This is a genomic window from Butyrivibrio sp. Su6, from assembly GCF_900108105.1.
Classification (GTDB): Bacteria; Bacillota; Clostridia; order Lachnospirales; family Lachnospiraceae; genus Butyrivibrio.
Genome location: NZ_FNUR01000001.1, coordinates 60,597 through 73,417, shown reverse-complemented (window position 1 = coordinate 73,417; position 12,821 = coordinate 60,597). Strand labels below are relative to the sequence as shown.

Here is a 12,821-nt window from a genome sequence, read left to right as displayed (position 1 = left end):
CTTTTTTGATCATTGATCAACATACATTTTTATTAACAAAAGGCTTAAAACCTTACAAACTTGTGGCCGCCAAAGCCTTTTTCAATAACAGTATCCCAGTACTCAAAGTCTTCATATGCATTTGCTCTTGGTTTTGAATCAAGGAAAGCAAAAAGCTCCGAAGGGCCACTGCCTCTTTCCATTACCTGCTTTGCTGTTTCCCTGATCCTTTTAAGATCTTCCTGTGTTGAGATGCGCCTTACATTTCTGTAATCGCCAAATAACATTCCCTCGTGAGTTACAGGATTTACAAATACGCTGGATGTACTGATATCCCCATGAGAAATTTCCGAAAACTCCAATGCGCAGCAGATATTTTCCATACGGGAAATCACCCAGGCAAGATGCTCTGCCTTTAAAGGTGCAAAAACTTCAACCGGATAAAAGTAGGGCTTACGTACAAAAACAAGCACTTCCCTGCCATCCTTCAGATGAAGCCTCTGCGTCAGTATCGGAAAGCACCTGTCCAGCTTCATATCAGCTTCAGGAAATGTCAGACTAAGAAGTCCTTTCATGAACAGATCTGCCTCGTTGCCATTATCAAACACATAGACAACATTCTTTTTTGCCAAAAAACATTCCATTCCCGGATATACATATTTATCCATATATGCAATTGTAAGTGGTTTTGAATTGTCCATGACGAATGAGACGCTACCGGTCTCTTCCCAAAGATCATCCCCAGAATAATCATCTTCCTTGGCCATTGCTTTTGCCATATAAAAAGAAAGAATTTTTTGCCTGAATGCTTCGTTACCCCTAAGTTCCGAATCAGACATAAAGGCTCTGCAACCGCAATAACTGCAGCTAAATCCACCAGCGTCAGAAACATTTAGCTGTGCCCCGCAATTTCTACACTTGTAGGTTATCATTATTTCTTTTCCTTCCCCCAAAATACTCATTAAGACAGTGACATATAATTATCCAATGAACTGGTTGATCATTTTTATATTTTAGCCACATTTTCAATTATAATAAACTTCCTCATTTACGCAATAAGTGATTCTAACTTGTCAGAATCTGATAAGCACAAGGCTTGATTTTGCTTTAATCTAAAAGACAGAACAAAAATGGAGGGTAATTTGTGAAAAAAAGAATACTTATGGGAATAATAGCTACAAGCATTTTATTGTCAGGATGCGGCGCGTCAAATAATACGCCTGCAGAAAGTGCTAATAATGGCATATCAGATGCAATCATGCAGGAACATTCTTACATGGAAGATGCTACTGCTGCTTCTTCCAAGGAACAGGAATCAGACAAAGAAGCCACTGCGGAAGTTGGCAATATTGTCCTTCCAAAATACACAACGCTTAGAACCGGCGAAGAAGCAGGTACAATTGAGCACATAACTTATCCAAGTCATGACTATGCAGGTGATGGAAGCGAGATTACCAAAGAAGCTAACATATATCTGCCTGCCGGCTATAGTGAAGACAAAAAGTACAATGTCATGATACTAATGCATGGTATAGGCGGTGATGAGAACGAATGGGGATTAACAAAAAGTACATCAAGAGTTAAAGCCATAATGGACAATCTTTCCTATTACGGAGACATTGATTCCTTTATTGTGGTAACACCAAACGGAAGAGCCTGCAAGCTTGGTGGTGAAGAAGGTTCAGGTATTGAATCTTTTTACCTTTTTGGACAGGAACTCAGAAATGATCTGATTCCTTATATAGACTCCCACTACAGCACTTACGCTGATTACAGTGACGGCTATGACCTCTCTATTGCAAGAGAACACAGGGCTATTGCTGGTCTGTCTATGGGAGGAATGCAGACAATTAACATAGGAATTGGAGAATGCGTAGATATATTTGGTTATTTTGGAGCATTTTCAGCTGCTCCAACCAGCAATATTGCTTCAAAAACTGCATCAATTATAAAAGATAAGGAATATCCTATATACTACTTTTACAACATCTGCGGTCTTCAGGACAATATCGCATACCAAAGTGCTTCAGCCGCAGCCAAAACACTACCAGCACTAAGCGAAAAGTTTGTAGACGGAGAAAACTTTACCTGGCAGGAACTGGACGGCGGCCACGATTTTAGAATCTGGTATCTTGGCTTTTACAACTTTGCCCAGATTGCATTTAAATAAAAAAAAGGATAAATGCTTGTTTTTTCAGGCATTTATCCTTTTTTTTCAATTACTTCTTCACATGAAATGCATCCATACCGGGATATACTGCGCTGTCGCCAAGCATCTCTTCAATTCTGAGAAGCTGATTGTATTTGGCTACACGCTCTGAACGGCTGGGAGCACCGGTCTTGATCTGGCATGTATTAAGAGCAACTGCAAGGTCAGCAATTGTAGTATCTGCTGTCTCGCCTGAACGGTGAGATGAGATTGCAGTGTAGCCTGCGTTGTGAGCCATTTTGATTGCTTCAAGTGTCTCAGAAACTGAGCCGATCTGGTTAAGCTTAATAAGGATTGAATTACCTGCGCCAAGAGAAATACCCTTGCTAAGGCGCTCAGTATTTGTAACAAAAAGGTCATCTCCAACAAGCTGAACCTTATTGCCGATCTTGGCTGTCATCTTCTGCCAGCCTTCCCAGTCTTCCTCATCAAGTCCGTCTTCGATTGAAATGATCGGATACTTGTCAACAAGACTCTCCCAGTGAGCAATAAGCTCATCTGATGTGAACTCTTTTCCTGACTTAGGCTGCTTATAGAAGCCCTTTCCTTTCTCGCTCTTCCACTCAGATGCAGCAGCATCCATAGCGATCATAAAGTCTTTTCCGGGTTCGAAGCCGGCTGCCCTTATAGCTTCAAGGATTTTTTCGATAGCTTCCTCATCGCTCTTTAACTGATTAGGAGCAAATCCGCCCTCATCACCAACAGCAGTAACATCGCCCATATCCTTGATAAGTTTTTTCAGATTATGGAATACTTCAGCACACCAGCGAAGTGCTTCCTTAAATGAAGGAGCTCCAACAGGCATGATCATAAATTCCTGTGTATCTACCGCACTATCTGCATGTGCTCCACCATTTAAAATATTCATCATTGGAACAGGAAGTCTGTTTCCTGATACACCGCCAAGGAATCTGTAAAGAGGAATATCTAGACTCTTTGCAGCTGCTCTCGCTATTGCAATAGAAACTGCCAAAATAGCATTTGCTCCAAGCTTTGATTTATCTTTTGTACCGTCAGCTTTAATCATAGCTGCATCAACAGCATATGTATCAGATGCGTCCAGTCCCTCGATAGCATCATTGATAATTGTATTGATATTCTCTACAGCCTTTGTAACGCCTTTTCCAAGGTATCTTGACTTATCTCCATCTCTAAGCTCCAATGCCTCAAACTCACCTGTTGATGCTCCACTTGGTGCTGTACCTGTCGCTACTGTTCCATCAGCAAGAGTAACCTCTGCCTCAACAGTAGGATTTCCTCTTGAATCAAGGATTTCTCTGCCTATAACCTGTACAATCTGTAAATAATCTTTCATAAATTGCCTCCTTCTTATGTTAGCATACGCTTACAATATATCATAACAGGCATCACATTTCTATTTTGTTATCAATAATTTTTTTCAACAATTTTCGCCCCATTCCAGTTCCAGAAAACATAAATATAACAAAAGGCGCCCGCCTACCTTAATAGGTAAGTGAGCACCTTCTTCATAGAATTTGTTTCCACTCCTCATATATCTTCTCTTCATCATAGTCCGGAAGATACTTCTCCGCTATAGAGCTTATTTCCTTTACAAACGCTTCATCCTCTTCAATCTCTGATGCAATTGTTTCTATACTTTTTCCTTTTGAAAGCTTTTTGCAAATAAGATTTATACGTGTTAAGTCTTTTCCTATTTCTTTTCCTAATTCCTTGCCTTTTTGTCTCTCTTCCTGTACATTAAAGCCTTTCCATCCCTCAAAAAGATCACTCATATCCCGCTCCTTTATGTGGCTCACAAAGCCTTGAATCTCATCTTCCGGAACGAACTGTTTTCTGAGTACTACTGCAATTACTCTTGCCAATGTCTCAAGAACATCTTCCGGAGATTTGAACGCTATGTTGTCAAGATAATCCTTAGGCAGCCCCAGTGAGTTAAAATCTGCGGCATCCCTAAGTTTATTTATCAGCATTATTAAAGAAAGTCCATCTTCTCTATCAAGTAGTTCTTCGCGATTATAATCCCCCGTATTTACAAGGTGATACTCAAACTGAGGAATATACTTGGAAAACACATCTCCAAGCGCAATTCTTGATGAGAAAGTTTTATCCACCGACCATTTTTCGACACCGTTATAATAAACGATTGGAAATACAGGCGGATACTTAAAGTCCCTGGACTTACTTATTCCTTTGTGTAGCTTCTCCTGTTGTCTGGCATAATCCTCCCAGATAAACACCATATAACGAAGAACCTGCATACATACATTATAATCTACCTGTGCCTTGTGTTCAATTAATGCAATGAATATTTCACTGCCATCTCTAATGCGCACTTTCTTGACTACATCTGCGTTTCGTTCCTCTGTAAACATCGGGATGTACCTTTCAGTGACGTCCTCAATATCTTCTGCCCTCACATCTTTCAGCGCTTCAATATTTGAGTAATCCCTCAATAGCTGCGCACAAAGATTTGCGTTACCAAATATGAGCTTTGCTCCGCTGTCTTTTTCTTTACTGTTACTAATCTGATTGTTTTCTTCTGACATACACATATGCCCCTTTCTAAAAAAATAATTACAAAACCTGTGAAAAAAAGCATATGCAAGAACTGCTAAGCCTTTTCCGATTGGATTTGAAGCTGCATAAGATTTTTGCAGCCATGTCAGAATATCACACAGTCGGTCAGGAAGCAATTAAAAATTTTCGCTCTTCCCCATTCCAGTTTCAGAAAATATAAATATATCAAAAAGGCGCCCGCCTACCTTAATAGGTAAGTGAGCACCTTAAATCATCTAAAGCGACAGCCCCTCATAAGACGCGATTGAATTTATGCAAAACAGTGCTTTTCTGCCAGCAAATCACACTATCGGTATATCACTATAGACTGCAACTCTGCTAAGGTCATACCTTGCGATGATCTCGCGGTAGCCCTTAGTGCCAAGAATTTTTTCAAGAACTCCTGTCATATAGCCATTTTTTGAGTAAAAAGAAACTATAGTTTCAAGTGGATAGTCATTCTCTAAATTCTCATGAAGAGCAGAAATCATGTAGTAAGGCGCCATAACATCCTTGGACTTTAAATAAACAAGCTCTGCATCAAGCTTTTTATTTTCATCCTGACCTACTATCAAAAGACCTTCCGGCACCTCATTATTCATATATACAATAGACTGATTTATAAGATATCCGCGGTCCGTATCAATCTCGTTAAATATCTCAATTCCAAGATCCTCTATTGCAGCATAAAGAATCTGTTTTTGAGATTCATCCAGTTCTGACATTCTTCTTGTGTGAAGGATTTTCTTACTCCAGAGTTTACTCTCTGAAGCCACCTGTAGACTAAATTCAAAGTAAGCATTATCAAGTTCTATCTTAACGAATTCATTTGTATCCGCATATTTATCTATAGCGGGCGCAAGCTTGGGATTATAGCTCATATGGAGATTCTGATATCCCTTATACCAATAAACAACGATGAGCTGATTCAAAGCCCTGGACATTATCCCTCGTCCTCTGTACACCGGCAGCACATAAGCATATGTAAGCTCGACGTTCTCACTGTCTGTTTCCATAACAATAACGCCTATAGCTTCATTATCTTCAACTATCCCGTAGTAGATATAATTATCATTAGTCAGAGAATCGATGATAATGGAATTAGGGATATACTCTATGAACTTGTCCATCTCATTGCCGTTTATCTCTTTAATATAGGACATTTTTTACCTCTTTTTATAGACCAACCTGATCCGCATATGGCTCAAAGTCAGACTTAGTAAATACTTTTCCTACCTTAACAAATTCATATTTAATAGCTAAAAGATAATGCTTCATATGCACCTTATCACCGGCTTCAGGGTCAGCTGCAGCCAAAAAAGCTGCATTGAGAATACAGTTCTTGATATTACCTCCAACGAACTCGAATTTCTCGGCAAGAAATCTGATATCAACATCATCTGCAAGTGGTGTATCTTTTGGAATTGTAGTTTTCCAAAGCATCTCTCTGGTATCGGGATCCGGGAACTGGAATTCTACAATATATTTCATACGTCTAAAGAAAGCCGGGTCGATATTGTGCTTGTAGTTTGTGGCAAGAACTGAAACCCCGTCATAGCCTTCAACTTCCTGCAGCAAAAGAGCTGTCTTGTTATTGTTGGAGGCCTGGTTACTTCCACCATCATCAGATCTTTTTGCAAATAGAGTATCGCACTCATCGAAGAACAATACGACGTTACACTTCTTGGCTTCTCTAAAGATCATTGAAATAGATTTCTCAGTTTCACCTACGTATTTATCGATAACCTTTGAAAGGTCTACACGGTAAAGCTCAAGATTAAGTTCATGGGCAATAACCTGCGCGCACATGGACTTACCTGTTCCGGGTGCACCGAATAAAAGTATTGAAAGGCCTCTACCATAAGGGTACTTCTTGGTATAGTGCCAGTTCTCATATACATGCTTTCTGAAATTCATCTGGTCAATAGCGTGAAGCAAAGTCTCCTTCTGGCTTGGATTCATAACAATATCCTCAAAGCCAAAGTTTGCCTTTATCTTTGTAGCCTTCTGCGTCAGCTCAGAACTCATCTGTGCATAACACCCCTGGAACAGAGTATCACGGCTTATCAGTATCTCCTTCTTCATGGTAGAAAGCCTTCTTCCATGATCAAGAGCATCGTGTATCTTACCCGGAGTAAACAGGAACTTTGTAGCCATCTCCAATAGATCAATGCCATCTTCAAGCTGATAATTCTGGGAAAAATACTTCCAGCAGGCTTCTCTTTCTCCCGTATCAGGAGTAGGAAGCTCAAGCTCTGTAAACTGCATCTTCGTGATTTCTCTAAAATCAATCTTTTCCTTACTCATGGCAAAAACTAAAATATCTTTTTCCGTGAGCTTGGAAAAAGCAAGATCCATATATCCAAAAAACTTCTCTTTTTCTTCTTCATGATATGAAAGGTCTGTAAGGCAACAGCATGCGCCAATAAGGATACACTCTCTTGTAACTGACCACAGAGCCTTTTCTACAAACTTATAGTCATAGTTAAAGAGCTTTTTACAGTTGATGGCAACTGCCTTCAGATCATTCTTTTCACAGAACTTCTTAACAAAGAACTTCCTGCCGCTTCCATCATCACCAAAGTAGTAGAATATCCTGCAGCCCTCATCATAGGAAATCTCCATGGCTTCTATGATTCCGCTGTTGGCCATTATTGGATTCAGCTCTTCCTTCTTGGTGAGCATGCTAAAGAATCTGATGTAGTTCTCATCAAGCTTATCCGGGTCACGGCCAAAAAGGAAATCAATGATCCTCTTATCAGGAGAAACAGCTGTGGAGAAAGGCATGCTTGGAACCACATCCAGAGAAAGAATCGGAAGCAGCTGCTCAAGACATGTGGACATATCTCCGTAAGCACCGGTAATAGAGAAATCCGCTCCATAAAATACCTTTGCGGCTGATTCTATGGTAGGTGCTGAAAGGTTACCATTCTCGTTAACAATCTGGAATACTCCGGCGTAATCTGTCTGGGTTGATGACAAAATTCCGCAGGCAAAACAAAACAGTGTAAAGGGCTCAAATTCAAGCTTTTTGCAGAGCGTATGGAAGGGCAGCTTAACGCCACTTTCAATAGTAAGCTCCGCTCTTTCCTCTATCATTTTTATTCTGTCATAGACGCCTACATGCTTATCCTCTGCGATCTTCTCTGCAAGTTTAGCTTTACCGCCCGAAGTATCAAGTGAATTATCTACATTTGACTCGGAAAAAGAGCCAAGAAGAGCCAGGAGTTCTTCGTCTATATCGTCTTCATCAGTCACTGACTCATCAAGATTCTCATCCTCTTCGCCTTCTTCATCATCAAGGTCATCAAAAAAATCTGAATCTTCATCATCGTCAGACTTTTGAACATTGTCATTGTCAGCGTCAGTATAAAACTGTTCCAGCTTTGTATGCACATTGTCTCCGGCTATCTCAATATCAGGATAAAGTACATTCTTGTAGCCATTGCCCTCTCCCTGTGAATAGATGGATTTCATGTGTGTAATGTACTTATCAAGGCTGGTATTTACACAGTCAAAAATATACTGCATATATTCATTATAGTTTTCAAAAGGCTTATCTCGTAAATCCTCTGAATACTTTGCCATCAGTCATCTCCATTATTCGTTTTAAACAAAGCAGTTCTGTCGAAAACGCTCTTTTTACTATTGATGCCTGTCTGCTTTTTTATATCAAAAACGCCTTCTCCTTCATTGATGAATTCCATAGGCTTTTTGTCTGCATACATATATGTTTCTTCATCAAGGTCGATCTCGTCGGTCGTATCAGCATTTTTCTGCTCGATAATTCTTTTTAAATTCCTGATATCGGTATTTAATCTGCTATCAAGTCCCATAGCTTAACACGCTCTCACTTTTATTCCCTGAAACCTCGTACGCACAGCCATTTTTTAAGTGGATCATCCTGTATATATCTTCACTCAAAGTACTTTTCACATTCGATATATCATGAGTTGCCATGATTATCGTTGTCCCATGATTATGTATAAGTTCAAGAAGCTTTAATATCTCAACGGAAGACTGCGGATCAAGGTTTCCTGTTGGCTCATCAGCTAAAAGAAGCTTTGGATTATTCAAAAGAGCTCTCGCAAGGCAGACCTTTTGCTTTTCGCCGCCTGACAGCTGTGAAGGATATCTTTTGTGGAAACCGTCAATCCCCATCATCGTTAGCACATCTGTTATCTTGTTTTCGGCATCTCTTTTCCTGCCGCCAATGGCAAGATAAGCCATATACAGATTCTCATATACGGTAAGCTCTTCTATCAGTTTAAAATCCTGAAAAATAACACCTATCTTCCGCCTGAAAAAAGGTATCTGCGCCTTATTAAATTTCCCTATGTTTTTACCAAAAAATGTAATTTCCCCGCTATCAGCAACTATTTCCCGAAGAAGCATCATAATGACAGTCGTCTTGCCGCTTCCGCTCTCTCCTGTCAGAAATACAAAATCCCCCTCTTCAATCTCAAGATTCAAATTGTCAAAAACTTTTGTCTCCTCACCGTAACATTTTTTTACAGCGTCGAATCTTATCATTGCCACTCCTAGCTAAAATCAAATATCTTGTTCATACCTGTCATCTTGAAAATATCCTGTATAGATGAGTTTGTATTAATAACCTTCATGCTTCCGCCCTTGGAAATAGCCGTTTTCTCACCAAGAACCAAAGCCCTCAGTCCTGCACTTGAGATATAAGACACATCCTGAAAATTCAGTATGACCTTATTGCTCTTTTGGAAAGAACCAAGAACAGCCTTTTGGAAGTCAGCAGACGTGATGGTATCAATTTTTCCTGAAATATTTAGTTGGATCTGGTCATCATATTTGATTTCTTCAATAGTCATGAAATTCTCCAGTCGTTATTTTAGGGTAATAATGCCATCCAAAGATACATCTTCGTCCAGGATAATCTGTTTCTCATGCGGGATCATTGCATTCATATCCATAAACGCATTAGAATCAAGCACTGCCGAATTGTCCATCTGAACCAAAGTAATGTTAGATCTGATCGGTTTGAACTGGTCTATGATAAAGGACACCTGATGCTTTAATTCCTCAGAAACCTTTCCCTTTACCAGCACAGTAACGTCATAAACCGAGCCACTTCCAATTCCCTCTGATATATGTGTATCGACATTTTGTGCGAAATTCTTTAGATAACTGTGCTCAATTACGATAATTTCTTTACCGATTAAAATCTCCAAAAGCCTTGTCAGACACTCTTTTGTCCCCTTTATCTTGCTGAGATAGTAGAGTTCTTTTACCAAGGTCCTAAGAACATCATCCGGCAAAAAGCCGCCACTTAAGTCGATTCCAAGCCAGCTTCCATAAGTAACCAAAAGCTCTGTACTGCAGGTATCAAGATCAAGCACCTCATAGACATGGTCTATCTCATCCTGCATATCGTTGTAAACGCTTGAAAACAGCGACATATACCTGTGGAAAAAACTATTCCTCTCCTTATAGATCTCCGGAAAAGCGTTCATGAAATTATCGCCTATGGCATCCACTTTGATGTTGGAAATTGTAGCTTCTTCTGTGCCATAAAGCTCAATGCCTATATAAAGGTATCTACCCTTTAGTTCATATAAAAGAATATCGTTAAGGCCAACAAATCTTTTGCCGCCAAGTTCCGATATAAATCTGGCCTTTCTGGTGACGTCAATACTTTCATCAAGAAGGTATCTGCTTATATCAACAAGCCTTCCATCGTCGTCATAATACTGATCCTGGTCTGTTGCAAGCACATGGACATAGTAGATCATGTCCTCTGAAAGCCTGATATCAAAATGGAGCCTTCCCCAGTATCTCTCATTCTCAACGCCGTCTAAAGGCGATAAAAATATCTCGTGAAAAAGACTATTCTTATCAAGAACAAGCTCTGTATCACCATTTAAATCAAAGCCTTTAATATAGCTTCTCTTTAGTCTATTCTTTTTTATGGAATACACCATCTGAGCCATCAAAACTCCTTTATGCCAAACGCTTAGTCTTCATAGGTAACTGTTTCAATCTGGACATTTCCAAGACTAAACAGGCAGTTCTCTTTTGGGTAAATATCAGAATCCTTAAGTGTTGCAACCTTAGGATTTTCAGGTGTGATTGAAAGGTCGTAGACAAACTGAACACAGTCCAGCGCCTCTATACTATGGAAAACCTCCTCAAATACAAGGACATCTCCAAAGTTCTTATCCGACCTCATATAATCAATCTCTCTGCCAAGAGCTTCTAATATCTTTTCTTTGCACCCGTTATAGTGCCTCTTTACGTACACCGTGCCTCTTACTGCAACCGGCGTATAAATTGGCTGTATAATCTCAACTCTTGTAGAAATAAGCCTTCTCTGCTCAAGTCTTTCCGTAATCTTTTCAATGTAAATATCAGACAAATAGGGCTTCTCATCGCCGGTGTCAGGCATTGCTATTACCTTTACCATATTTTCCGCTGTATCTATGCAGGCGTGAACCTTTCTGATACAGAGCCCCGGCGTTGTCTTTACTATCTGCTCATAGTCCTTTTCAGTAACAGCTGTATATGGAGTGTTTATATCTTCAACGAATCTTTCCTTCATGCTCTGAAGGCTCTCTCTAAAGGCCCCTCCAACGCCGTTACAAGGATTATAAAAATAAGCACCCGGTATGTTATCTGCTATAAGCTCATTTCCTGCAAGGATATTTCCCTTTTCGCCCTCACTTACAGCTATCATGCCGATATAGAGCCTTGCACCTATATAATCCCCTGCATCTTCAATGATTATCTTTCCATCATTCTCAAGAAGATGATAATAAAGAGCATCCTCTTCATTTTTCTCAGGTCTTACAAACTCATAGATAAAGCCGCCTTCTCCGTCATCCCTTCTGGCGATCAGGCAGAAGCTGTCTCTTACTATATGCTTTACAGGAAGCTCTATTTCCTGATCATCATAGCCTATAACGCTGCCCACATCATAGGTGCGCATCATGTCCTCGTTATAGATAATGACTCTTACGCAGTCCTTTACTTTAACAGGCTCATACCCATATTTTTCCTTGTCAAAAGAAATACGAAAACTGCGGCTGCCCGTCTCTTCAAAGTAGCAATACCTTCCATGACCGTCACCCCTTGTGAGTTCGTACTTTCTATAGGCTGATCCCTTCTCTTCCTTTGCAAATACTGCTATATATTCATTATCGCTGAAATTTGATGTTATTTCAATACCGTCAACTTTGTTTATGGTATAGCATATACCTTCAGTTTCCCTCTGCCACACCTCAAAAAGAAATCCCTCTACTCCAAGGAGTTTTGGTCTTACGTCAAAATCAGCCTTGGTAAGAGTAACCCTGATACAGTACCCTTCTTCCGGAGCCTCCTTGCAAACTGCAGGCCTTGAGCTTCCAAAAGAAATCTTCACTTCTCCGCTATATAGGAAAGTGCCTGTATAATCTCGTACCTTCAATTCCTCAAAACCATGCTCTGTATAGTACTCCCACTTTGCATCCGCAAATATATTTAAGGCTCTGTCTTCAACGGGATTACGTTTGTTGCTGCCATCAACTTCAAAGTAAAAGTAAGTATCCTTGATATCGTCCGGAATTGAATTGATGATAAAGTAAAGCTCATCACCGACTTTTGGCTTATCACCAAAAATCCTTGCTCCCAGCCTTACCTCTCTGTCTACACAGTAGGAATAATCGTGGAATGTATCACCATATCTTGAGTACACACCAACTACTCTGCTTCCACCCACATTCATGTTTCTTCCGGCTTCAAAGCACAGATCTCCAAGTCTGAATTTCTGACCTGTCCTTATATAGATTGGTTTATCAAGCTTGTCAGCAGATAAAAGGAGTCTTGCGCACTTACCCTTTTTTGGCGTGATTGATGCCATTTTTAGAAGTGCAGCCTTGGCCCTGTAGGAAATATTCGTGATTGACTCGCCCTGAAGAGTATTAAAAGCTGTCAGATTTTCAAGCACAGTTATCCCAGGGTCTGAAGGGTTATAGTTTGTCCACTCGGGAGATATCAAAGGCAATTTCATCATTGCCTCACTTATTCGCTCTGCATAGGGCTTGTTTTGTAATTCCTTTACAAACAGCATAGTCTTCCCAACCTTTACTTA

11 protein-coding genes are annotated in these 12,821 nt (G+C 40.0%); 1 reads left to right on the top strand and 10 read right to left on the bottom strand.

The annotated features are described in order from the left end of the window. Nucleotides 1–44: 44 nt before the first annotated feature. On the bottom strand, nucleotides 45–911 hold the full coding sequence (locus C4S54_RS00220; RefSeq protein WP_103867751.1) for a hypothetical protein: 867 nt from the start codon (nucleotides 909–911) through the stop codon (nucleotides 45–47). Nucleotides 912–1,123: 212 nt separating this feature from the next. On the opposite strand from C4S54_RS00220, the gene C4S54_RS00215 reads away from it, so the two are divergent. Then, on the top strand, nucleotides 1,124–2,149 hold the full coding sequence (locus C4S54_RS00215) for an alpha/beta hydrolase (RefSeq protein WP_103867750.1): 1,026 nt from the start codon (nucleotides 1,124–1,126) through the stop codon (nucleotides 2,147–2,149). A 49-nt stretch (nucleotides 2,150–2,198) separates the two neighbouring features. Here C4S54_RS00215 and eno read toward each other — a convergent pair whose 3' ends face one another. The 9 genes from eno to C4S54_RS00170 all read right to left on the bottom strand — a co-directional run bounded on the left by eno (nucleotide 2,199) and on the right by C4S54_RS00170 (nucleotide 12,800). After that, nucleotides 2,199–3,503, bottom strand: coding sequence for a phosphopyruvate hydratase (gene eno / locus C4S54_RS00210; RefSeq protein ID WP_103867749.1), 1,305 nt, complete (start codon nucleotides 3,501–3,503; stop codon nucleotides 2,199–2,201). A 172-nt stretch (nucleotides 3,504–3,675) separates the two neighbouring features. After that, nucleotides 3,676–4,716 (bottom strand): Rpn family recombination-promoting nuclease/putative transposase, encoded by a 1,041-nt coding sequence (locus C4S54_RS00205; protein WP_160110640.1) that lies wholly within the window; start codon nucleotides 4,714–4,716, stop codon nucleotides 3,676–3,678. A gap of 312 nt (nucleotides 4,717–5,028) precedes the next feature. Next, nucleotides 5,029–5,889: a GNAT family N-acetyltransferase gene (locus C4S54_RS00200; RefSeq protein ID WP_103867747.1), complete on the bottom strand. Its 861-nt coding sequence runs from the start codon at nucleotides 5,887–5,889 to the stop codon at nucleotides 5,029–5,031. A 13-nt stretch (nucleotides 5,890–5,902) separates the two neighbouring features. Next, entirely contained in the window at nucleotides 5,903–8,314 is a 2,412-nt protein-coding gene (locus C4S54_RS00195) for an ATP-binding protein (protein ID WP_103867746.1), read from the bottom strand. Beyond that, nucleotides 8,314–8,562: a hypothetical protein gene (locus C4S54_RS00190; RefSeq protein ID WP_103867745.1), complete on the bottom strand. Its 249-nt coding sequence runs from the start codon at nucleotides 8,560–8,562 to the stop codon at nucleotides 8,314–8,316. The genes C4S54_RS00195 and C4S54_RS00190 overlap by 1 nt, the downstream gene beginning before the upstream one ends. Further along, nucleotides 8,552–9,259, bottom strand: coding sequence for a cell division ATP-binding protein FtsE (locus C4S54_RS00185; protein ID WP_103867744.1), 708 nt, complete (start codon nucleotides 9,257–9,259; stop codon nucleotides 8,552–8,554). Before C4S54_RS00185 ends, C4S54_RS00190 begins: the two co-directional genes overlap by 11 nt. 8 nt (nucleotides 9,260–9,267) lie before the next feature. Next, entirely contained in the window at nucleotides 9,268–9,567 is a 300-nt protein-coding gene (locus C4S54_RS00180) for an STAS domain-containing protein (RefSeq protein WP_103867743.1), read from the bottom strand. A 15-nt stretch (nucleotides 9,568–9,582) separates the two neighbouring features. Further along, complete coding sequence (locus C4S54_RS00175) at nucleotides 9,583–10,686, bottom strand: phage tail protein (protein ID WP_103867742.1); 1,104 nt, start codon at nucleotides 10,684–10,686, stop codon at nucleotides 9,583–9,585. Between the two features lie 23 nt (nucleotides 10,687–10,709). Continuing rightward, nucleotides 10,710–12,800: a baseplate J/gp47 family protein gene (locus C4S54_RS00170; protein WP_103867741.1), complete on the bottom strand. Its 2,091-nt coding sequence runs from the start codon at nucleotides 12,798–12,800 to the stop codon at nucleotides 10,710–10,712. Nucleotides 12,801–12,821: the final 21 nt, after the last annotated feature.

Bases quoted from the DNA above. Each gene is read 5' to 3' on its own strand.
- C4S54_RS00220 (WP_103867751.1), bottom strand. From the start codon at position 911: ATGATAACCTACAAGTGTAGAAATTGCGGGGCACAGCTAAATGTTTCT.
- eno (WP_103867749.1), bottom strand. From the start codon at position 3,503: ATGAAAGATTATTTACAGATTGTACAGGTTATAGGCAGAGAAATCCTT.
- C4S54_RS00205 (WP_160110640.1), bottom strand. From the start codon at position 4,716: ATGTCAGAAGAAAACAATCAGATTAGTAACAGTAAAGAAAAAGACAGC.
- C4S54_RS00200 (WP_103867747.1), bottom strand. From the start codon at position 5,889: ATGTCCTATATTAAAGAGATAAACGGCAATGAGATGGACAAGTTCATA.
- C4S54_RS00195 (WP_103867746.1), bottom strand. From the start codon at position 8,314: ATGGCAAAGTATTCAGAGGATTTACGAGATAAGCCTTTTGAAAACTAT.
- C4S54_RS00190 (WP_103867745.1), bottom strand. From the start codon at position 8,562: ATGGGACTTGATAGCAGATTAAATACCGATATCAGGAATTTAAAAAGA.
- C4S54_RS00185 (WP_103867744.1), bottom strand. From the start codon at position 9,259: ATGATAAGATTCGACGCTGTAAAAAAATGTTACGGTGAGGAGACAAAA.
- C4S54_RS00180 (WP_103867743.1), bottom strand. From the start codon at position 9,567: ATGACTATTGAAGAAATCAAATATGATGACCAGATCCAACTAAATATT.
- C4S54_RS00175 (WP_103867742.1), bottom strand. From the start codon at position 10,686: ATGGCTCAGATGGTGTATTCCATAAAAAAGAATAGACTAAAGAGAAGC.
- C4S54_RS00170 (WP_103867741.1), bottom strand. From the start codon at position 12,800: ATGCTGTTTGTAAAGGAATTACAAAACAAGCCCTATGCAGAGCGAATA.